Source organism: Cellulosimicrobium sp. GQ32 (genome assembly GCF_059758455.1).
Genome location: NZ_JCAXEP010000008.1, coordinates 86,879 through 107,592, shown reverse-complemented (window position 1 = coordinate 107,592; position 20,714 = coordinate 86,879). Strand labels below are relative to the sequence as shown.

General features: G+C 73.2%; 21 protein-coding genes. 11 read left to right on the top strand and 10 right to left on the bottom strand.

Going from position 1 to position 20,714, the window contains the following annotated elements; all coding sequences use genetic code 11:
- Positions 1 to 8 precede the first annotated feature (8 nt).
- Genes AC6CH9_RS14230 through AC6CH9_RS14215 form a run of 4 tightly spaced genes read left to right on the top strand, consistent with a single transcriptional unit; the run spans position 9 to position 2,674 of the window.
- Positions 9 to 581, top strand: a complete 573-nt coding sequence (locus tag AC6CH9_RS14230; RefSeq protein ID WP_498155464.1) for a TetR/AcrR family transcriptional regulator — start codon at positions 9 to 11, stop codon at positions 579 to 581.
- Positions 582 to 635: 54 nt separating this feature from the next.
- A complete protein-coding gene (gene recO, locus AC6CH9_RS14225; protein ID WP_498155463.1) occupies positions 636 to 1,448 on the top strand; it encodes a DNA repair protein RecO in 813 nt (270 codons plus the stop codon).
- A complete protein-coding gene (locus AC6CH9_RS14220; protein WP_498155462.1) occupies positions 1,448 to 2,239 on the top strand; it encodes an isoprenyl transferase in 792 nt (263 codons plus the stop codon). The genes recO and AC6CH9_RS14220 overlap by 1 nt, the downstream gene beginning before the upstream one ends.
- 57 nt (positions 2,240 to 2,296) lie before the next feature.
- On the top strand, positions 2,297 to 2,674 hold the full coding sequence (locus tag AC6CH9_RS14215; protein ID WP_498155461.1) for a VOC family protein: 378 nt from the start codon (positions 2,297 to 2,299) through the stop codon (positions 2,672 to 2,674).
- 60 nt (positions 2,675 to 2,734) lie between these two features.
- Here the strand turns inward: AC6CH9_RS14215 and AC6CH9_RS14210 are convergent, their stop codons facing one another.
- From AC6CH9_RS14210 to AC6CH9_RS14185, 6 genes are read right to left on the bottom strand one after another with little or no spacing between them, the layout of a single operon-like run.
- Positions 2,735 to 3,412: an alpha/beta fold hydrolase gene (locus tag AC6CH9_RS14210; RefSeq protein WP_498155460.1), complete on the bottom strand. Its 678-nt coding sequence runs from the start codon at positions 3,410 to 3,412 to the stop codon at positions 2,735 to 2,737.
- Positions 3,413 to 3,442: 30 nt separating this feature from the next.
- Positions 3,443 to 4,048 (bottom strand): DedA family protein, encoded by a 606-nt coding sequence (locus AC6CH9_RS14205; RefSeq protein ID WP_498155459.1) that lies wholly within the window; start codon positions 4,046 to 4,048, stop codon positions 3,443 to 3,445.
- Between the two features lie 3 nt (positions 4,049 to 4,051).
- Entirely contained in the window at positions 4,052 to 4,441 is a 390-nt protein-coding gene (locus tag AC6CH9_RS14200; RefSeq protein ID WP_237843111.1) for a Fur family transcriptional regulator, read from the bottom strand.
- Positions 4,438 to 5,406 carry a metal ABC transporter permease gene (locus tag AC6CH9_RS14195; protein WP_498155458.1) on the bottom strand — a complete coding sequence of 323 codons (969 nt, stop codon included), beginning with the start codon at positions 5,404 to 5,406 and terminating at the stop codon, positions 4,438 to 4,440. Before AC6CH9_RS14195 ends, AC6CH9_RS14200 begins: the two co-directional genes overlap by 4 nt.
- Entirely contained in the window at positions 5,403 to 6,233 is an 831-nt protein-coding gene (locus tag AC6CH9_RS14190; protein WP_498155457.1) for a metal ABC transporter ATP-binding protein, read from the bottom strand. The genes AC6CH9_RS14195 and AC6CH9_RS14190 overlap by 4 nt, the downstream gene beginning before the upstream one ends.
- On the bottom strand, positions 6,230 to 7,216 hold the full coding sequence (locus AC6CH9_RS14185; RefSeq protein ID WP_498155456.1) for a metal ABC transporter substrate-binding protein: 987 nt from the start codon (positions 7,214 to 7,216) through the stop codon (positions 6,230 to 6,232). The genes AC6CH9_RS14190 and AC6CH9_RS14185 overlap by 4 nt, the downstream gene beginning before the upstream one ends.
- A gap of 160 nt (positions 7,217 to 7,376) precedes the next feature.
- On the opposite strand from AC6CH9_RS14185, the gene AC6CH9_RS14180 reads away from it, so the two are divergent.
- The gene (locus AC6CH9_RS14180) at positions 7,377 to 8,774 is read left to right on the top strand and encodes a glycine--tRNA ligase (RefSeq protein ID WP_237843107.1); all 1,398 of its coding nucleotides are present in this window, start codon (positions 7,377 to 7,379) and stop codon (positions 8,772 to 8,774) included.
- Positions 8,775 to 8,878: 104 nt separating this feature from the next.
- On the opposite strand, the gene AC6CH9_RS14175 is transcribed toward AC6CH9_RS14180, so the two are convergent.
- A complete protein-coding gene (locus tag AC6CH9_RS14175) occupies positions 8,879 to 9,037 on the bottom strand; it encodes a hypothetical protein (RefSeq protein ID WP_021483859.1) in 159 nt (52 codons plus the stop codon).
- Between the two features lie 116 nt (positions 9,038 to 9,153).
- Between AC6CH9_RS14175 and dusB the strand changes: the two genes are divergently transcribed.
- Positions 9,154 to 10,392: a tRNA dihydrouridine synthase DusB gene (dusB, locus tag AC6CH9_RS14170; protein WP_498155455.1), complete on the top strand. Its 1,239-nt coding sequence runs from the start codon at positions 9,154 to 9,156 to the stop codon at positions 10,390 to 10,392.
- A 389-nt stretch (positions 10,393 to 10,781) separates the two neighbouring features.
- A complete protein-coding gene (locus AC6CH9_RS14165; protein WP_498155454.1) occupies positions 10,782 to 11,105 on the top strand; it encodes a hypothetical protein in 324 nt (107 codons plus the stop codon).
- Positions 11,106 to 11,153: 48 nt separating this feature from the next.
- On the opposite strand, the gene AC6CH9_RS14160 is transcribed toward AC6CH9_RS14165, so the two are convergent.
- On the bottom strand, positions 11,154 to 12,989 hold the full coding sequence (locus AC6CH9_RS14160) for a glycoside hydrolase family 13 protein (RefSeq protein ID WP_498155453.1): 1,836 nt from the start codon (positions 12,987 to 12,989) through the stop codon (positions 11,154 to 11,156).
- Between the two features lie 181 nt (positions 12,990 to 13,170).
- A complete protein-coding gene (locus AC6CH9_RS14155; protein WP_498155452.1) occupies positions 13,171 to 14,208 on the bottom strand; it encodes a LacI family DNA-binding transcriptional regulator in 1,038 nt (345 codons plus the stop codon).
- Positions 14,209 to 14,473: 265 nt separating this feature from the next.
- Here AC6CH9_RS14155 and AC6CH9_RS14150 point away from each other — a divergent pair, with 265 nt between their 5' ends.
- The 4 genes from AC6CH9_RS14150 (at position 14,474) to AC6CH9_RS14135 (ending at position 20,269) form a co-directional block, all read left to right on the top strand.
- Positions 14,474 to 15,706, top strand: coding sequence for a sugar ABC transporter substrate-binding protein (locus tag AC6CH9_RS14150; RefSeq protein WP_498155451.1), 1,233 nt, complete (start codon positions 14,474 to 14,476; stop codon positions 15,704 to 15,706).
- A gap of 154 nt (positions 15,707 to 15,860) precedes the next feature.
- Positions 15,861 to 17,504 (top strand): ABC transporter permease subunit, encoded by a 1,644-nt coding sequence (locus tag AC6CH9_RS14145; protein WP_498155450.1) that lies wholly within the window; start codon positions 15,861 to 15,863, stop codon positions 17,502 to 17,504.
- 1 nt (position 17,505) lies between these two features.
- Positions 17,506 to 18,423, top strand: a complete 918-nt coding sequence (locus tag AC6CH9_RS14140) for a sugar ABC transporter permease (RefSeq protein WP_498155449.1) — start codon at positions 17,506 to 17,508, stop codon at positions 18,421 to 18,423.
- Positions 18,424 to 18,427: 4 nt separating this feature from the next.
- Positions 18,428 to 20,269: a glycoside hydrolase family 13 protein gene (locus tag AC6CH9_RS14135; protein WP_498155448.1), complete on the top strand. Its 1,842-nt coding sequence runs from the start codon at positions 18,428 to 18,430 to the stop codon at positions 20,267 to 20,269.
- A gap of 4 nt (positions 20,270 to 20,273) precedes the next feature.
- Here AC6CH9_RS14135 and AC6CH9_RS14130 read toward each other — a convergent pair whose 3' ends face one another.
- Positions 20,274 to 20,705, bottom strand: a complete 432-nt coding sequence (locus AC6CH9_RS14130; protein WP_498155447.1) for a hypothetical protein — start codon at positions 20,703 to 20,705, stop codon at positions 20,274 to 20,276.
- Positions 20,706 to 20,714 lie beyond the last annotated feature (9 nt).

The following is a 20,714-nucleotide window of genomic DNA, read 5'->3' as shown; positions in this document are numbered from 1 at the left end:
GAGGCACCGTGCCGAAGATCGCCGCACCGACGGTCGCGGAGCACCGCGCCGCGCAGCTGCGTGCGCTGCTCGACGCCGCGCGCGAGCTCATCCGCGAGGACGGGAGCGGGCTCACGCTCGCGGCGGTCGCGGCGCGCGCCGGGCTCGCCCGGTCGAGCGTCTACCAGTACTTCGGTTCGCGGGAGGCGCTCCTGGACGCCGTCGTCGCGGACGTCGTGCCGCGTTGGTCGGCGCGCATCACGGCCGCGGTCGCCACCGCGGCCTCCCCGGAGGACGCGATCGTCGCCTACGCGCGCGAGAACCTGCTCCTCGTCGCCGAGGGCGAGCACGCGGTCGTCGCCGCGCTGCGCGCCGAGGCGGGCCGCGAGGCGCTCGCGCAGCAGAGCGCGGCGATGCACGCGACGATCCTCGTGCCGCTCGTGGAGGCCCTGGAACAGCGCGACGTCCCGGACGCCGCGCGCTCCGCGGAGCTCGTCAACGCAGTCGTCCTCGCCGCGGCCCGCCAGGTGGAGGCGGGCGAGGGCGTGGCGACGACGCTGGACCGCGTGCGGGCCGTCCTCGGGTGCCTCGCGCCCGCCTGAGCGTCGTCGGCGGGTGGTGCGCGCCGTGTCGGCGGCGTGACGGACAATAGGGGCGTGGTGCTGTACCGAGACGACGCGATCGTGCTGCGCGCCCAGAAGCTGGGCGAGGCGGACCGTATCGTCACCCTCCTCACGCGCGAGCACGGCAAGGTGCGCGCGGTGGGCAAGGGCGTGCGGCGCACGTCGTCGCGGTTCGGGGCACGCCTGGAGCCGTTCATGGTCGTCGACGTCCAGCTCTACGCGGGCCGTTCGCTGGACACGGTGACGCAGGCGGAGACGATCGGCCCGTACGCGCGGCGGATCTGCGAGGACTACGGCCTGTACACGGCGGGCGCGGCGATGCTGGAGACCGCGGAGCGGCTCGTCGCGGACGAGCGTGAGCCCGCGGTGCAGCAGTACTGGCTGCTCGCGGGCGCGCTCCGGGCGCTGTCCGAGCAGGCGCACGCGCCTGGCCTCGTCCTGGACTCCTACCTCCTGCGGGCGCTGGCGGTCGCGGGCTGGGCGCCGTCGTTCGTCGACTGCGCACGCTGCGGCGAGCCGGGCCCGCACCATGCGTTCGCCGTCGCGCAGGGAGGCGCGGTGTGCTCACGCTGCCGCCCGCCCGGTTCGACGGCGCCCGCCCCGCAGACCTTCGCCCTCCTCGCCGCGCTGCTCGCGGGGGAGTGGGAGACCGCCGACGCGTCGGACGCACGGCACCGCAAGGAAGCGAGCGGCCTCGTCGCCGCGTACAGCCAATACCACCTGGAGAGAACGTTGCGATCACTGCGCATGGTCGAGCGGGACGCGTCCGTCGCCCTGCCTGCCGCCTCGCCCGCCGGACCGGTCGGCGTCGCCTCGGACCGTCAGGGCCGCGGGGCGGACGCCTGATGGCGAAGCGGTCGTACGCGCCGCCGTTCCCGCACCCGAGCGGAGAGCGGGCACCGGCGATCCCTGCGCAGTTCGTGCCGAACCACGTCGCCGTCGTCATGGACGGCAACGGTCGTTGGGCCAACGCGCGCGGGCTGCCCCGTACCGCGGGCCACGAGGCGGGCGAGGCCGCGCTGCTCGACGTCGTCGCGGGCGCGATCGAGATCGGCGTCAAGCACGTGTCGGCGTACGCGTTCTCGACCGAGAACTGGAAGCGCTCGCCCGAGGAGGTCCGCTTCCTCATGGGCTTCAACCGCGACGTCATCCGGCGCCGTCGTGACGAGATGGACTCGTGGGGCGTGCGCGTGCGGTGGGCCGGGCGCCGGCCGCGGCTGTGGACGTCCGTGATCAAGGAGCTCGAGATCGCGGAGGAGCAGACGAAGCACAACGACGTGTGCACCCTGACGATGTGCGTCAACTACGGGGGCCGCGCGGAGATCGCCGACGCCGCGGCCGCCATCGCGCGCGAGGTCGCCGCAGGGCGGCTCGACCCGGGCAAGGTCACCGAGCGCACCGTCCAGCAGCACCTCGACGAGCCAGACCTCCCGGACGTGGACCTGTTCCTGCGCAGCTCGGGCGAGCAGCGCACGTCCAACTTCATGATCTGGCAGGCCGCGTACGCGGAGCTGGTGTTCCTCCCGGAGCCGTGGCCGGACGTCGACCGACGGTCGTTGTGGCGCGCGGTCGAGGAGTACGCCCGCCGCGACCGCCGCTACGGCGGCGCGGTCGACGCGGTGGGCGGTACCGCCTGAGGTCGCGGCCGGGCCGTGCCGGGGACGGCGTGGGCGGCGGCCGGTAGCGTGCGCGCCATGGCTCTGAGCATCGGCATGGTGACCGTCGACTCCACCGACCCGCGACCGCTCGCGCAGTGGTGGGCGCGCCGGCTCGGCGGGAGGGTCGTCGACGAGTCGGACGGATGGTTCCTCGAGGTCGTGCCTGCCGAGGGGGTGGCGGCCCCGGTCCTGGGCTTCCAGCGCGTCGAGGACCCGACGCCCGGGAAGAACCGGCTGCACCTCGACCTCGGGACGTCCGACCGAGACGCCGACGTCGCTGCGCTCGTGGCCGACGGCGCGACGTTCGTCGCCGAGCACACGATGCCGGGTTACCGCTGGGCCGTGCTCGCGGACCCGCAGGGCAACCAGTTCTGCGTCGGCGCGGCCGACGGCTCCGCGACGACGCACGGCTGAGCCGCGGTCCGGCGGTGTCGCTGCGCCGTCCTCCGTCAGCGCTGCTGACCGGCCCGGCCGTCAGCGGGCGAGGGCGTCGAGCCGGGCGGCGAGCTCGACCGGTCGGCTGAGCGCCACGAGGTGGCCGCCGGGCAGTGTCTCGACCTCGGTGCCGAGGCGTTCCCGAGCGACGGCGCGCTGGAAGGTCACCGGGAAGAGCCGGTCGTCGTCGCCCTGGAGCACGACCGTCGGCACGGTCGGCCAGGCGGTGGCCGGCCACGGCTCGGCGAACGAGCGCTCGGAGGGCTCACGGTCGCTCTGCTGGACGACGGCCGCGACGGCGTCGGGCACGTCGTGGAGGAAGTCGTCCACGGGGTCGAACGGCCCGAGCCCGGTCTCCGCGCGACGCGCGGCGTGGTCGGTGGCGCGCCACCAGTCGGCCCCGGTCTCGCCCGGCAGCGGGATCATCGGGTTGAGCAGCACGAGCAGGCGGACGGCCTCGCGCTCGCACACGAGCGGCCCCACGTACGCGCCCATGGACTGGGCCACGACGACGAGGTCGTCCCGCTCGGCCGGGCCCGCCGCGTGGTGCAGGGACGCGACGGCGACGTCGGTGAGGTCGGCCCAGCCGTAGCCCTCCTCGTGCTGGGGCAGGTCGACGGGGACGGGGAGGTGACCGAGCCGGGTGAGCTCCGGTGCGAGCAGGTCCCAGTACGCGGGGTCGCCGCCGGCGCCGGGCAGCAGGAGGAACGTGGTCATGCAGGTTCGGACGGTCGGGCGCGCGTCATCTCATCGGTCGAGGCGCGGCGCGTCCCGCGCGTCCTGGACGCGGCCGTCGGCCTCGAGGGCGATGCCGTTCCCGTCCAGGGCGACCGCAGAGCCCTCCGCGGTGGCGGGGCTCCGGACGGTGCGGCGTCGAACCGTGACGACCACTCCGACCACCAGGGCGAGGACCAGCAGGACCAGCGCCGCGACGCCCCACGGCGACCCGGTCGCCGCGGCGAAGGCGGCGGTCCACACGGCCCAGCCGACGGTCGCGTAGATGGTCGCGTGGATCGCGCACCCGAGCGTCATCGCGGCGAGGTAGCGGCCGAACGGCATCCGGACGACGCCCGCGGCCGCGTTGACGACCGTCTTGGTCCCGGTCGCGAGGAAGGACGCGGGGACGGCGAGGACGCCCCAGCGGCGGACGGTCTCGATCCCGCGCGCCGCCGAGCGTCCGGACAGCCAGGCGTGGACGCGCGCGACCCACGGCTTCACGGGCCGCGTGCGGTCGAGCGTCCACGTCGTGACGAGCCGCGCGATCCAGTACGTCGCCTGCGTCCGGACGAAAGCGATCGCGAAGAAGAACGCGAACAGCGCGGCGAACGGGGCGCCGTCCAGCGCGTCGGGCACGGCTCAGTCCCGCACGGACGCGCGTGCGCACCCCGCGCACGTGCCGAACAGCTCGATCGTGTGCTGGATGTCGACGAACCCGTGCGACGTGCCCACCTGGTTGGCCCACGCCTCGACGGTCGGGCCGTCGATCTCGACCGTGCGGCCGCACGAGCGGCACACGAGGTGGTGGTGGTGCTCGCGGCGCTCGCACCGGCGGTAGAGGTTCTCCCCCTCCTCGGTGCGCAGCACGTCGACGTCGCCGCCGTCCGCGAGGCTCTGGAGCGTGCGGTAGACCGTCGCGAGACCGACGTTGTCCCCGCGCGTGCGCAGGATCTCGTGGAGCTGCTGGGCGCTGCGGAAGTCGTCGAGGTCCTCCAGCGCGTCCGAGACGGCCGCGCGTTGCCGGGTCATGCGCTGCACGTGTCACCTCCGGGTGTGCGGTCCGACGCCCCCGAGGGTACGAGGTCGAGCTCGACGTCGTCGGGGATGTCCGGGTGCGGGTCCCGTGCCACGCGCGGGCGCCGGCGGACCCACAGCGGCCGCAGGACCGCGACGACGAGGTAGGTGGCGATCGCGAGGACCACGATGGTGGCGCCAGGGGAGACGTTGTTCCAGTACGTGAAGGACAGCCCGACGACGCACACGACCACGCCGACGACCGACGCGACGAGCATCGTCCGGCGGAACGAGCGCGTGACGAGCTGCGCGACCGCGACGGGCACGATCATCAGCGCGCTCACGAGCAGCAGCCCGACGACCCGCATCGACACCGTCACCGTGAGCGCGGCGACGACCGCGACCGCGATGTTGAGCGTCCGCACCGGCAGGCCCGACGCACGCGCGAACTCCTCGTCGTGGCTCACGGAGAACAGGGCCGCGCGCAGCCCGACCCCGACCAGCAGGATCACGGCGCTGAGCACGACGGTGAGGACGAGGTCCGACGACGTGACGGTCGAGATCGAGCCGAACAGGTACTGCATGAGGCTCCCGGACGAGCCGCCCGCGAGGCCGATGAGCAGCACGCCGCCGGCGATGCCGCCGTAGAAGAGGAGCGCGAGCGCGAGGTCGCCGCTCGTCCGGCCGCGCTCGCGCACGACCTCGATCGCGACCGCGCCGAGCACGGCCGCGACGACGGCCCCCGGGATCGCGAGCGCGTCGTTCGGGACGAGGCCCATCGCGGCACCGACGAGCCAGCCGAGCGCGACGCCGGTGAGAGCGACGTGCCCGATGCCGTCGCCGAGGAGCGAGAGCTTGCGCTGCACGAGGTAGGTGCCCACGACGGGCGCGCTGACGCCGACGAGGAGCGCGGCGAGGAGGGCGCGCTGCATGAGCGGGTCGGTGAGCATCAAGGAGATCTCGGAGAACAAGGTGGTCATGAGGCCGTCCTGGGTGCGTGGCCCGCGGCGAGGTCGGGGTTCAGCGTGTCGGTGAGGCCCGTCTCCGGGCCGGTGGCGCGGTTGCCGGTGTCCGCGGGCTCGTGCGGGTGCAGGTGCTGGTGCGTGGCGCCGGCGTGGGTCGACGACGCGCGGGGCGGGGCGCCGTCGTGCACGACACGGCCGTGACGCAGCACGACCGCACGCTCGATGAGGGGGGCGAGCGCGCCGAGCTCGTGGAGCACGACGAGCACGGTGAGCCCGTCGCCCACGAGCCGCGTCATGGTGGCGGCGAACGCCTCCTGGCTGGGCTTGTCGACCCCCGCGACGGGCTCGTCGAGGACGAGCAGGTCGGGGCGGCGGACCAGGGCGCGCGCGATGAGCACGCGCTGCTGCTGGCCGCCCGACAGCTCGGCGGTGGAGTCGTCCGCGCGGTCGGCGAGGCCCACGAGGTCGAGCGCCTCGACCGTGCGCGCCCGCCAGCCGCGGGGGAGCCGGAGGCGGCCGCCGCCGAGGAGGCCGGAGGCGACGACCTCGGACGCCGTGGAGGGCATGCCCGACGGCGCGGCGACGCGCTGCGGCACGTACCCGAGCCGCTGCCAGGGCAGGCGGGGACCGAGCGGTGCGCCGAACAGGTCGACGGAGCCGCGGGACAGCGGCACGATCCCGACGAGCGCCCGCACGAGCGTCGACTTGCCCGACCCGTTGGCGCCGAGGACCGCGACGACCTCGCCGGCGCGGACCGTCAGGTCGATGCCGCGCAGGATCTCGCTCCCGCCGAGGGTCACGTGGACGTCGCGCGCGGCGACGAGCTCCGCTGTGTCCGTCATGAGCAGACGAGGCCGGAGGTGAGCGCCTCGAGGTTGGACTCCATGACCTCACGGTAGTCCGTCGCACCCTCCGCGAGGCTCTCGATCGGGTCGAGGAGGGCGGTCTGCACGCCGAGGTCGTCCGCGAGCGTCTGGGTCACCTTGGGGCTCACGAGCGTCTCGAAGAAGATCGTGGTCACGCCGTTCTCGCGGACGATCTCGCCGACCTCGCGCAGGCGCGCAGGCGACGGCTCAGCCTCGGGGTCGATGCCCGAGATGCCCACCTGGTGCAGGTCGTAGCGCTCCGCCAGGTACCCGAACGCCTCGTGCGAGGTCACCAGCGTTGCCCCCGAGCAGGGCGCGAGCGCCTCGGCGAACTCGGTGTCGAGGTCGTCGAGGTCCGCGGTGAGGGCCGCGGCTCCCGCGGCGTAGTCGTCCGCGTGGTCGGGGTCGATCGCGGAGAGCTCGTCGGCGACGGCGTCGCCGACGGCGGCGAGGCGCGTCGGGTCGAGCCAGAAGTGCGGGTCGGTCGCGCCGTGGTCGTGGCCGTCCCCGGACTCGTCCGCGTGCTCGGCGTGCTCCTCCGCGCTCTCGTCGGCGTGCTCGCCCTCGCCGCCCGGGTGCTCCTCGAGCCCGGCGGGCTCGGCGGCGTCGACGACGTGCTCCGGGGCCCGCTGCTCGATGCCCTCGTCGACCGCGGGCTGGAAGCCCGAGAGGTAGACGACGAGGTCGGCGTCGCCGATCGCGCGCACCTGGGCGGGAGCGAGCTCGAGGTCGTGCGGCTCGGCCGCGGGCGGGGTGAGGTTGGAGACGTCGACGTGCTCGCCGCCGACCTGCTCGACGACGTACTGGAGCGGGTAGAAGGACGCGAGCACCTGGAGCCGCCCGTCGCCGCCTCCTCCCGAGCTGCCGTCCCCGGGGGAGCACGCCGCGACGAGCGCGGCCGTGGCGAGGGCGGCGGTGGTGGCGAGGGCGCGACGGCGCCGGGCGGGGGAGCGGTGCATGGCTCCAGTCTCCGCCTTCTTGAGAATGAATGTCAAAACCGTTCCCGGTGAGCCGGGTCACGGCCGGGTACGCTGGTCGGTCGGCGCCCGTGCGGGCGTCGCCCACCCGTCCAGCCCCCACGAGCCACGTGCGGGGCCGTGAGCACCAGGAGTGATGTCCGTGGCCGCAGCGCCCTCGCCCACCGCCCGTCTCGACGCCGTCGTCTCCCTCGCCAAGCGGCGCGGGTTCGTCTTCCCCTCGGGCGAGATCTACGGCGGCACCCGCTCCGCCTGGGACTACGGGCCGCTCGGCACCGAGCTCAAGGAGAACATCAAGAAGCAGTGGTGGCGCGCGATGGTCACCAGCCGCGACGACGTCGTGGGCCTCGACTCCTCCGTGATCCTTCCGCGCCAGGTCTGGGTCGCCTCGGGTCACGTCGGCGTCTTCACCGACCCGCTCACGGAGTGCCTGCACTGCCACAAGCGGTTCCGCGAGGACCAGATGATCGAGGAGTTCGAGGAGAAGAAGGGCCGTGCGCCCGAGGGCGGCCTCGCCGAGATCGTGTGCCCCAACTGCGGCACGCGCGGGCAGTGGACCGAGCCCCGCGACTTCAACATGATGCTCAAGACCTACCTCGGCCCGGTCGAGGACGAGTCCGGCCTGCACTACCTGCGTCCCGAGACGGCGCAGGGCATCTTCGTGAACTTCGCCAACGTCATGGGCGCGAGCCGCAAGAAGCCTCCGTTCGGCATCGGCCAGATCGGCAAGTCGTTCCGCAACGAGATCACCCCGGGCAACTTCATCTTCCGCACGCGAGAGTTCGAGCAGATGGAGATGGAGTTCTTCGTCGAGCCCGGCACGGACGCCGAGTGGCACCAGTACTGGATCGACACGCGCACCGACTGGTACGTCGACCTCGGCATCGCGCGCGACAACCTCCGCCTGTACGAGCACCCGCAGGAGAAGCTCTCGCACTACTCGACCCGCACGGTCGACATCGAGTACCGCTTCGGCTTCTCCGGCTCGGAGTGGGGCGAGCTCGAGGGCATCGCGAACCGCACCGACTTCGACCTGAAGACGCACGCCGAGCACTCGGGCAAGGACCTGTCGTACTTCGACCAGACCAAGAACGAGCGTTGGGTGCCCTACGTCATCGAGCCCGCCGCGGGCCTCACCCGCTCGCTCATGGCGTTCCTCGTCGAGGCGTACACCGAGGACGAGGCGCCGAACGCGAAGGGCGGCGTGGACACGCGCACGGTCCTGCGCCTCGACCACCGCCTCGCGCCGGTCAAGGCCGCCGTGCTGCCGCTGAGCCGCAACGAGCAGCTCTCGCCCAAGGCGAAGGACCTCGCGACGGAGCTGCGCAAGTACTGGAACGTCGACTTCGACGACGCCGGGGCCATCGGCCGCCGGTACCGCCGCCAGGACGAGATCGGCACGCCGTTCTGCATCACGGTCGACTTCGACACGCTCGACGACCAGGCCGTGACGATCCGGCACCGCGACTCGATGGCCCAGGAGCGCGTCGCGCTCGACAAGGTCACCGAGTACCTGGCCGGGCACCTGCTCGGCGCCTGACCGCCCGCCCGGCACGCGCCGGGCACGCAGGAGGGGCGGGACCGTTCGCGGTCCCGCCCCTCCGTCGCGTCGTGTCGGGACGCGTCGCCCCCTGCGGCCTCGCGCTAGCGGGCCGCCCCCTTCGCCCGGTTGAGCAGGCCGATCACGAGGCTCACGACCAGCACGATGATGCCGATCCAGATGAGGATCTTCGCGGCCTCGATGGCGACGCCGAGGATGAGCAGCACGGCGCCGACGATGACCAGGATGAGCCAGAGAGGCATGTCGTCCCTTTCGTCCATGTCCGGCCTGGATTGCCGGACCTCCTCAACATTGCCACGACCGGACGCTGCTCGCTCGTCGAACGCCTCTCGCGGGTGAGCCCGCTCCGGATGGGACAATGGAGCGCGTGACTGCTCCTGCCCCCGTCCTCAGCACGACGACCACCGAACCCGGCACGGCCTCCGCGGGTCCGCTGCTCGCGCCGCTGCGGATCGGCCCGATCGTGGTCGAGACACCGGTCGTCCTCGCCCCGATGGCGGGCGTCACGAACCGTGCCTTCCGCACGCTGTGCCGCGAGGCCGGCGCGAGCGGCGGCGACGACCCCGGCCTCTACGTGGCCGAGATGGTGACGAGCCGCGCTCTCGTCGAGCGCAACACCGAGGCGCTGCGCATCGTCACGTTCGGCGCGGAGGAGACGCCGCGGTCCGCGCAGGTGTACGGCGTCGACCCGGCCACCGTCCGCGAGGCCGTGCGGATCATCGTCGCCGAGGACCGCGCCGACCACGTCGACCTCAACTTCGGCTGCCCGGTCCCCAAGGTGACGCGCAAGGGCGGGGGAGCGGCGTTGCCCTGGAAGCGGGATCTCTTCACCGCGATCGTGCGGGGCGCCGTCGAGGCGGCGCGCCCCTACGGCGTGCCGGTGACCGTGAAGATGCGCAAGGGCATCGACGACGACCACCTCACCTACCTCGAGGCGGGCCGCATCGCGGAGGGCTTGGGCGTCGCCGCGGTAGCGCTGCACGCGCGCACCGCCGCCGAGCACTACTCGGGGACCGCGGACTGGACCGCGATCGCGCGCCTCAAGGAGACGGTCACGAGCGTCCCGGTGCTCGGCAACGGCGACATCTGGTCGGCCGAGGACGCCGTGCGCATGGTGCGCGAGACGGGCTGCGACGGCGTCGTCGTGGGCCGCGGCTGCCAGGGGCGGCCCTGGCTGTTCGCCGACCTCGCCGCTGCGTTCGCGGGCCGGCCCGAGCGCGTGCGCCCCGGTCTGCGCGAGGTGGCCGACACGATCTACCGCCACGGCGAGCTCATGATCGAGTACTTCGACGGCGACGAGGGCAAGGGCATGCGCGACCTGCGCAAGCACATGGCCTGGTACCTCAAGGGGTACGCGGTCGGCGGCGACGCGCGCCGCGCCCTCGCGATGGTCTCGACGCTCGACGAGCTGCGCGGGCACCTCGACGCCCTCGACCAGGACGCCCCGTACCCCGGCGAGGCCGCCGAGGGGCAGCGCGGCCGTGCCGGTTCGCCGAAGACGCCGCACCTGCCGTACGGCTGGCTCGACTCGCGCGAGCTCGACGCCGAGCACGAGGAGCGCCTGCGCGAGGCCGAGCTGAGCGTCTCCGGCGGCTGACGGCGGTCGGACAGCCACGGCGACGAGCGAGAGGGGTCCGCGGTGCGGTTCGAGGGTCGGCCGTCGTGGCGCCTGTCGGTGTCGGACGGCGGGGACCTCGACCTTCTGCTGTGGGTCCGCGACGCGCTCGGGCTCGTCGCCGCGGCCGACGACACCCCGCCGCACTGCGAGCCGGCACCGGCCGACCGGTCGGCGCTGCTCCCGGCGGACGCGCGCGATGCCGCGGCGTCGCGATGGATCGCCTGGTGGCACGCCGCCCTCGCGTTCGAGGCCGCCGGAAGGATCGCGGAGCCTCCGCCGGGGGAGGACGCGTTCCTCGGCTGGGTCCGCGCGCGGTCCGTGGCGCGGGAGCGGTCGGCTCACCGCCCGCGTTCGCGGCGCTGGACGACGTGCCCGCGCTGCGCGACGCCGTCGCGCGCCTGTTCCCCGAGGCGCACCGCGCCCGCGCGGCGCGCGAGGCGGACCGCGCCGAGGTGCTGCACCGACGAGAGGCGGCGGACGACCGTGGCCCGCTCGCCGCGGACGTGGCCCGCACGCACGGCGTCGGGATCGGTGACCTGCGCGGCGCCGTGCTCGTGGTCCCGGTCGCCGGATCGTGGTGGCGCGTCGCCGCCCCGGGGGCGGTCGTGTGCTCCGCGTCCGCCTACGTCGACGACGCGGCGTTCGCCACCGAGGTGGTCCGCGCCGCGTTCGAGTCCGGCCTGCGGGCATGAGGACGGCCGGGGCCCTCGCGGACCCCGGCCGTTGCTCGGCTCACCCGGTCAGAGCGCGCGCAGCCACACCGTCGTGTCGGACGGCACGCGGACCTGCGGGTCCGCGGACCGGTCGGTGAGGACGGGGCCCGATGCCACGAGGACCTCCACGCCGTGCGGCAGGACGACCGGCTCGGCGCCGAGGTTCGCGAGGACCACGACGTCGCGGTTGCGCAGCGCGACGACGTCCACGGAGTCCGCGTAGTCCTCGACCCACGCGAGCGTGCCCGAGCCGAGGCGCTCGGCGCGGCGCGTCGCGAGCGCGGTGCGGTACGTCTCGTACGTCGACCCCTCGACGCCGCGCTGCACGTCGGCCGCGTAGCGCGCGTAGGACGCGGGCTGGGGGAGCCACGTCTTCCCGGACGGGCCGAAGCCGTACCCGTCGGCGTCCGCGTGCCAGGGGAGCGGGATGCGGCAGCCGTCGCGGCCCGCCTCGGCGCCCTGGGTGCGGAAGAACGCGGGGTCCTCCCGCACGCCGTCGGGCAGGGCGGTGTGCTCGGGCAGGCCCAGCTCCTCGCCCTGGTAGAGGTACGACGAGCCGGGAAGGCCGAGCATGAGGAGCGACGCGGCGCGTGCTCGGCGCAGGCCGAGCTCCTCGTCGGGCTGCGGGTCGTGCGCGAAGATCCCGTTGGGACGCAGGCCGGGGTCCGCGAGGCCGAGTCGCGACGCGTGCCGCACGACGTCGTGGTTCGACAGGACCCACGTCGTGGGAGCGCCGACCTCGTCGTTCGCGCGCAGCGACGCCGCGATCACCGTGCGCAGGGGCGCCGCGGACCACGCGGTGGTGAGGAAGGAGAAGTTGAACGCCTGGTGCATCTCGTCCGGGCGGACGTAGCGCGCGAGCCGCGAGAGCGGCTCGACCCATGCCTCGGCGACGAGGGCACGGTCGCCGTCGTACTCGGCGAGGACGCGGTGCCACGCGCGGTAGATCTCGTGCACGCCGTCCTGGTCGAACATCGGACCGGAGTTGCCGGCGCCCGTCGACCCGTCCTCGGGAGCGCCGGGGTCCGTCTCCTCCTCGGCGGTGCCCTCCACCATCGACACCGTGCCGTCCCAGTCCGGGAGGCCCTCGGCCTTGATCATGCCGTGCGCCACGTCGACGCGGAACCCGTCCACGCCCTTGTCGAGCCAGAACCGCAGGACCTGCTCGAACTCCTCGCGCACCTCGGGGTTGTCCCACGCGAGGTCGGGCTGCGTGGAGTCGAACAGGTGCAGGTACCACTGGCCGGGCGTCTCGCCCTCGGCCCCGGTGACCGGGCGTGCGCCCGGGCCGGCGGTGACGCGGGTCCATGCGGGGCCGCCGAAGATCGACTGCCAGTTGTTCGGGGGCAGCTCGCCGTGCTCGCCCGCGCCCTCGCGGAAGACGTAGCGCGCGCGCTCGACCGAGCCCTCTGGCGCGGCCAGCGCCGCCTGGAACCACGCGTGCTGGTCCGAGGTGTGGTTCGGGACGAGGTCCACGATGATGCGGATCCCGCGCGCGTGCGCCTGGGCGAGCAGCTCGTCGAAGTCCGCGAGCGTGCCGAACAGCGGGTCGACGTCGCGGTAGTCGGCGACGTCGTAGCCCGCATCCTTCTGGGGCGAGCGGTAGAACGGGCTCAGCCAGACCGCGTCGACCCCGAGCTCGGCGAGGTGGTCGAGCTTCGAGGTGATGCCGGGCAGGTCGCCGACGCCGTCGCCGTCGCCGTCCGCGAACGAGCGCGGGTAGACCTGGTAGATCACGGCGTCGCGCCACCACTCCGGCGCCTCACCCGGGCCGGTGTGCACGAGCGCCCCGGTGCTGAAGGGTGCGGGCGCGGTGGCCGTCGCGGTGGTGCTGGCGGTCGGCGTCGAATCGATACGAGTCATCGAGCTGTCGGTCCTCACGTGCGTGGTGTCGGGGTTCTTCAGGGGGATCACTCGGCAGGCGGAGCGGGGGTGACGCCGACCCTCCGTCGAGTGTAAGCGCTTGCGGTGGCGGGACGACGGGTGCCGGGCGGGTGGTCCGGAAGGGGTGGTCGTCGTCGCCGGGGCGTGCGTCGTCCTGTCGTCAGGCGGTGGGCGCGCCCGCTGCCGGGGCGGCGCCCGTGGAGTCGCGGACGATGAGCTCCGGCTGGAACAGCAGCTCGGAGCGCGGAGCGCGCTCGCCCGCGATCTCGGTGAGCAGCGCGCTCACCGCGGCGTGCGCCATGGCGTTCACGGGCTGGCGCACCGTGGTCAGGGGCGGGTCGGTGAACGCGATGAGGGGCGAGTCGTCGTAGCCGAGCACCGACACGTCCTGCGGCACGCGCAGCCCTCGCGAGCGCGCGGCGCGGATCGCGCCGAGCGCCATGAGGTCGGAGCCGCAGACGATCGCGGTGTGGCCCGCGTCGATGAGCTCACCGCCTGCTGCCTGGCCGCCCTCGACGGTGTACAGGGTGACGACGACGTGCTGCGCCGCCTCGGACGCGTCGGCCACGAGCCCGTGCCGCACGAGCGACTCGGCGAAGCTCGCGAGCTTGCGCTGGGCGGGGACGAACCGGTCCGGCCCGATCGCGAGCCCGATGCTGCGGTGGCCGAGCGAGACGAGGTGGCGCACCGACAGCTCGACGCTCGCGACGTCGTCGGGCGAGACGAACGGCGCGTCGATGCCCTCGGCGAAGCCGTTCACCAGCACGATCGGGATGCCGCGGCTGCGCAGGCGTTCGTAGCGCTCGTGGCTCGCCTGGGTGTCGGCGTGCAGGCCGGAGACGAAGACGATGCCGTCGACCGCGTGGTCCATGAGCATGTCGACGTAGTCGTCCTCGGTCGTGCCGCCGGGCGACTGCGTGCACAGCAGCGGCGTGTACCCGTGCTCCGACAGGAGCGACTCGATGGTCTGGGCGAATGCCGGGAAGACGGGGTTCGTCAGCTCGGGGACGACGAGGCCGACGAGGCCGGCCGATCGGGTGCGCAGCGTCGAGGGGCGTTCGTAGCCCAGCACGTCGAGCGCGGCGAGGACCGCCTGGCGGGTCTCGCTCGCGACGCCGGGCTTCCCGTTGAGGACGCGCGAGACCGTCGCGGTGGAGACGCCGGCCTGGGCGGCGAGATCGCTGAGACGGGTGCGCACATGGGGAAGCGTAGGGGACACCGGACCTCCTCGTCCTGGTCGTCCGACCGGCGAGCCGCGAATCTCCGTACGGAGGCGCGCACCCGTCGGCCGGGGGAGGCGGGGCGGGCGCCGGTCGGCGCCCCTGCAAAGCGTTGCATGAAAGTTACCGCAACGACTTGCATCCGTGCCACCTCGCGCTCTACCGTCGTCGCATCAGGGCCCACGGTCGGTGCGAACCGACGTCGGCCGCCACCGCACTGCAACATGCTGGGAGTGACCACTGATGCGACGGAGCATCCTTCTTGCCGCCGCGCTGACCACGACGTTGGCGCTGGCCGCCTGCTCGTCCGGCGGCTCGGGAGACGAGAGCACCGACGAGCCGAGCGCCGAGGACACCTCCGGTGGCGGCACGCTCACCGTCTGGGTCGACGAGACCCGCCAGGACGCCGTGACCGCGGCAGCGGAGTCCTTCGAGACCGAGACGGGGACGACCGTCGAGGTCGTCCTCAAGAACTTCGAGGACATCCGCGCGGACTTCCTCGCGCAGGTCCCGACGGGCGAGGGCCCCGACATCACGGTCGGCGCGCACGACTGGCTCGGCGAGCTCACGACGAACGGCGTCGTGGCGCCGCTCGAGCTCGGCGACAAGGCTGCCGAGTTCGAGGACGTCTCGATCCAGGCGTTCACGCAGGACGGCCAGGTCTACGGCCTGCCCTACGCGATCGAGAACATCGCCCTGATCCGCAACACCGCCCTCGCGCCGGAGGCGCCCGCCACGTGGGACGAGGCTGTCGCCGCCGGCCAGGCCGCGGGGACGCAGTTCCCGATCCTCGTCCAGTCGGACGGTGACAAGGGCGACCCGTACACCCACTACCCGTTCCAGACGTCGTTCGGCGCCCCCGTCTTCACGCAGAACGAGGACGGCAGCTACACGTCCGAGCTCGCGATGGGCGGCCCCGAGGGCCAGGCGTTCGCGGAGTGGCTCGGCGCCCAGGGCGCGGCCGGTGTGCTCAGCCAGGACACCACGTACGACATCGCCGTCGAGGCGTTCAAGAACGGCCAGTCCCCGTTCATCGTCGGCGGCCCGTGGATGATCGACTCGTTCGAGGGGATGGACCTGTCGATCGACCCGATCCCGACCGCGGGCGGGCAGCCCGCGCAGCCGTTCGTCGGCGTCCAGGGCTTCTACCTCAGCGCCGAGAGCAAGAACGCGATCGTCGCGAACGACTTCCTCGTCAACTTCCTCTCGACCGAGGAGGCGCAGCTCGCGCTCTACCAGGCAGGCAACCGTCCGCCGGCGCTGACGGTCGCGGCCGACTCCGCCTCGGCGGGCGACCCGATCGTCGCGGGCTTCCGGGCCGTCGGTGCCGAGGCCGTGCCGATGCCCTCGATCCCCGAGATGGCGTCCGTCTGGAGCTTCTGGGGCGTCACGGAGGCCGCGATCGTCAGCGGTGCCGACCCCGTCCCCACCTGGGACAAGATGATCGCCGACATCCAGGGCGCGATGGGCTCCTGACCCGGCTCGGACCGGACCGCCGTCGCGGTGCGCAGGGTCACCTGCGCGCCGCGACGGCGTCACCGCCGATCCGGCACCGGCCGCGACACGGCACGGCACGACGACACACGGGACGACGCGGGACGAACCGCGTCACGACCTCGGAGGCACCAGGATGTCCGCCCCACAGACCACGACCGACGCGGAAGTCGGCCCACTCGGAACCGACGGGCCGCCGCCGCGGCGCACCCGTGGGCTACGCGCGGCGGACGCCTCGCACGCGCGCGACTACAGCCCCGGGTTCTTCGTCAAGCTCGCGCTCATGGCCGTCGTCGACGCGCTCGGCGTGTACGTGGTCTGGTCCGCGTGGACCGAGGGCTCGTACGGGATCCTCGCGGCGTCCCTGGCGATGCTGGTCGTCGCGAACTGGGTGTACTTCTCGAAGCGCGCGCTGCCGCTCAAGTACATCCTTCCCGGGCTGCTCTTCCTCCTCGTCTACCAGATCTTCGTGGTCGGCTACACCGGGTACGTCGCCTTCACCAACTACGGCACCGGGCACAACGCGACCAAGGAGCAGGCGGTCTCCGCGCTGCTGATCCAGAACGAGCGCCGCGTCGAGGGGTCGCCCTCGTCGGCCCTGACCGTGGTCGAGGACGGCGACGCGCTCGGCTTCGCGGTCGTCACCGAGGACGGCGAGGTCGAGGCCGGGACGGCGGACCGGCCGCTCGCCGTCGTGGACGGCGCGACGGTCGAGGACGGTCGCGCGACCGACGTCCCCGGCTTCACCGTGCTGCCACGCGACCAGGTGCTCCAGCGCCAGGCCGAGGTGACCGAGCTCCGCGTGCCGGTCTCGGACGACCCGGAGGACGGCTCGATCCGCACCACGGACGCGCGGACCGGCTACGTCTATACCTCGGCGCTCGAGTGGGACGCCGCGGCGGACACCATGACCGACACGACGACCGGGACCGTCTACACCCCGAACGACGAGGGCCAGTTCGAGGCTCCCGACGGCTCGACCCTCGCGGTCGGGTGGCGCGTGCCCGTCGGCTTCGACAACTTCGTCACCGCGTTCTCCGACGCTCGCTACGCGCAGCCGTTCGTCAAGATCCTCGTGTGGACGTTCGTCTTCGCGATCGGCTCGGTCGTCACGACGTTCCTGCTCGGCCTCTTCCTCGCGATCGTCTTCAACGACACGCGGATGCGCGGGCGCAAGGTCTACCGGACGCTCATGATCCTGCCGTACGCGATCCCGGGGTTCCTCGCGGCGCTGCTGTGGTCCGGCCTGCTCAACACGCGGTTCGGGTTCGTCAACGAGGTGATCCTGGGCGGCGCGCACATCCCGTGGCTCACCGACCCCTGGCTCGCGAAGCTCTCGGTGCTCGGCGTGAACCTGTGGCTGGGCTTCCCCTACATGTTCCTCATCTGCACGGGCGCGCTGCAGTCCCTGCCGTCGGACGTCATGGAGGCCGCGAAGATCGACGGCGCGGGCCGCTGGACCACGTGGCGCGCGATCACGCTGCCGCTCCTGCTCATCGCGACCGCACCGCTGCTCATCTCGTCGTTCGCCTTCAACTTCAACAACTTCACGCTCATCTACATGCTCACGGGAGGCGGTCCACGCTTCGCGGACGCGTCGGTCCCGCTGGGGCACACCGACATCCTCATCTCGATGGTGTACTCGATCTCCGGCGTCGACGGCTCGGCGCAGAAGGACTTCGGGCTCGCGAGCGCCCTGTCGATCGTCATCTTCGTCATCGTGGGGACGATCTCGGCCATCGCCTTCCGCAGCACGCGCAAGTTCGAGGAGATCAGCTGACATGGCGACCACCCAGGCAACCCCCGTCGTCGACGGTCGGCCCGTCCCGTCCTCGGCCTCGCGGACCCGCATGAAGCCGGGCCGCTGGTTCTCCGAGCTCGGCTGGCGGCACGTCGTCGGCGTGATCGCCGTCGTCTACGCGGCGTTCCCGCTCGTGTACGTCCTCTCCGCGTCGCTCTCGGAGAACGGGACCCTCACCGGCTCCAACACGTTGTTCTCCGACGTGAGCGGCGCGAACTACGCCGAGCTCGGCACCACCATGTTCTGGACGTGGATGGGCAACACCCTCGTCATCGCGATCGCGACGTCCGTCGGCACGGTGCTCATGGGAGCGGCTGCCGCCTACGCGTTCTCGCGGTTCCGGTTCGCCGGACGCCGTGCGGGACTGACGTCGCTGCTCATCGTCCAGATGTTCCCGCAGATGCTCGCGTTCGTGGCGATCTTCCTGCTGCTCATCGGGCTCGGGAACGTCGTCCCGATCCTCGGCCTGAACAGCAAGATCGCCCTCATCGCCGTGTACCTGGGCGGCGCGCTCGGCGTGAACACGTTCCTCATGTACGGGTTCTTCAACACGGTCCCGCGCGAGCTCGACGAGGCCGCCAAGATCGACGGGGCCACGCACTCGCAGATCTACTGGACGATCATCCTGCGCCTGGTGGCGCCGATCCTCGCGGTCGTCGCGCTGCTGTCGTTCATCAGCACGTTCGGCGAGTTCATCATCGCGCGCATCGTCCTCACGTCGGAGCGCAACTGGACGCTCGCCGTCGGGCTCTACGGGTGGGTGTCGTCGCTCAAGGAGGCGAACTGGGGCCTGTTCACGGCCGGCGCCGTGATCTCCGCGCTGCCCGTGCTCGCGCTGTTCCTCTACCTCCAGAAGTACATCGTCGGCGGCCTCACCGCCGGCTCCGTGAAGGGCTGACCGCGTGCGCGACGTCGCGACCCCCGCCGCGCACCACGACGGCTCGGCGCTGTACGTCCCCGAGGGCGTCCCTGCCCTCGGCGACACGGTCCCCGTCCGCGTGCGCGTGCCCCGGTCGGCGGGCGTGCGCGACGTGTGGCTGCGCACCGTGCGCGACGGCGAGCCCCGGCTCGCGCCCGCGCGTCTCGACCGCTCGGACGAGCACGAGGACTGGTACGTCGCCGACGTGCTCGTGCACAACCCCGAGACCGGGTACCGGTTCTTCCTCGACGAGGGGGAGCGCGGCTACCGCTGGCTCAACGGCCGCGGGGTGTGGGACCGCGACGTGCCCGACGCCGCGGACTTCCGTCTCACGGTCCACGAGGGCGCGCCCGCGTGGATGCGCGACGGCGTCGTCTACCAGGTCTTCCCGGACCGGTTCGCGCGCTCGGCCGCGGCCGACGGGCGCCCGCTCCCGGAGTGGGCCGTCCCCGCGGCCTGGGACGACGAGCCGCACGGCGCGGGGCCCGACGTCGGCACGCAGTACTACGGGGGCGACCTCGCCGGGGTCGAGGAGCGGCTCGACCACCTCGTCGCGCTCGGCGTCACCACGCTCTACACGACGCCCGTCTTCCCGGGGCGCTCCAACCACCGCTACGACGCGAGCACGTTCGACCACGTCGACCCGCTGCTCGGCGGCGACGCCGCCTACGCCTCGCTCATCCGCGCCGCGCACGCGCGCGGGCTGCGCGTCATGGGCGACCTCACGACCAACCACACGGGCGCCGGGCACGAGTGGTTCACGCGGGCGCTCGCGGACCCCGGCGCGCCGGAGCGCGACTTCTACTACTGGACCGACGGCGAGCCCGGGTACGTGGGCTGGCTCGAGCACGCGTCGCTGCCCAAGCTGTCGTACGGCTCGACCGAGCTCGGGGCGCGCATGATCGACGGGCCGGGCTCCGTCGTCGGGCGCTACCTCGGCGAGCCGTTCGGGCTCGACGGCTGGCGCATCGACGTCGCGAACATGACCGGCCGGTTCGGTGCCGAGGACCGCACGCTCGAGGTCGCGCGGCGCCTGCGCGCGACGATGCGAGCCGCGAACCCCGACGCCGCGCTCGTCGCGGAGCACTTCCACGACGCCTCGGGAGACCTCGCGGGCGACGGCTGGCACGCGAACATGAACTACGCGGCGTTCACGCGCCCGGCCTGGACGTGGCTGTCGCCGCCGGACTCGCCCGTGCCCTACCTGGGGCTGCCGGTACGCACGCCGCGGCGCGGGGGGCGCGACGTCGTCGCGACCATGCGCGAGTTCGACGCCGTGCTCCCGTGGCGCGTCACGGCGTCGCAGTGGAACATGCTCGGCTCGCACGACACCCCGCGCCTGCGCTCGATCGTCGGCTCGCGCGAGATGGTCGAGGTCGCGGCGACGCTCCTGCTCACCTACCCCGGCACACCGGTCGTGTTCGCGGGCGACGAGGTGGGGCTCACGGGCCTCAACGGCGAGCACGGCCGCGCGACCATGCCGTGGGACGACGCGGCGACGGGTTCGGGCCGCTGGGACGCCGTGACGTTCGACCTGTACCGCGCTCTGATCGCCGTCCGGCGCGGCTCGGATGCCCTGCGGCACGGCGGTCTGCGCTGGGTGCACGTCGACGACGACACCCTCGTCTACCTCCGGGAGACGCCCGGCGAGCGCGTGCTCGTCGCGCTCTCGCGCGCTCCGTGGGACGGCGTCACGCTGCACCCCGCGCTCGTGGGGCCGGGAGGGGCGGAGCGACTGCACGGCTCGCTCGACCTCTCCCGGCACGACGGCGGCGCGCGGATCGCGGGCGACGGCCCGGCCGTCGGGGTGTGGCGCCTGGGCTGAGCGCTCAGCGGAAGAGGTGCGCGACCTGGCGCACGGCGTCGTCGTACTGCGTGCGGTCGAAGGTGAACGTGCCGAGCGCGGAGTAGTCCCAGTCGGGCCGGAACGGCTGGGTGAGGTCGCGCCAGACGACGGTCGTCGCGTCGGCGTCGACCGTCACCTCGAACGGCCAGCACCCCGCCTCGTGGCAGTCGCACGCGAGCACCCACGCGTGCCCGCCCGACGGCGTCCGACCGCGGCCGTACCACTGGTGCGCGGCGTCGCCGTAGCGGAAGTACGACGGGACGAGCCCCCCGTACGCGCCCGCGGGGGAGTAGCCGCACGCCGACTCGTGCCGCCGGACGACGTCCACGAGCGAGCGGCCGTCGACGTACGGGACCACCTCGACCAGGCCGTCGACGGTGACGGCCCGCAGCTCGAGCGCGCGCGTTGCACCCATGGGCGCGAG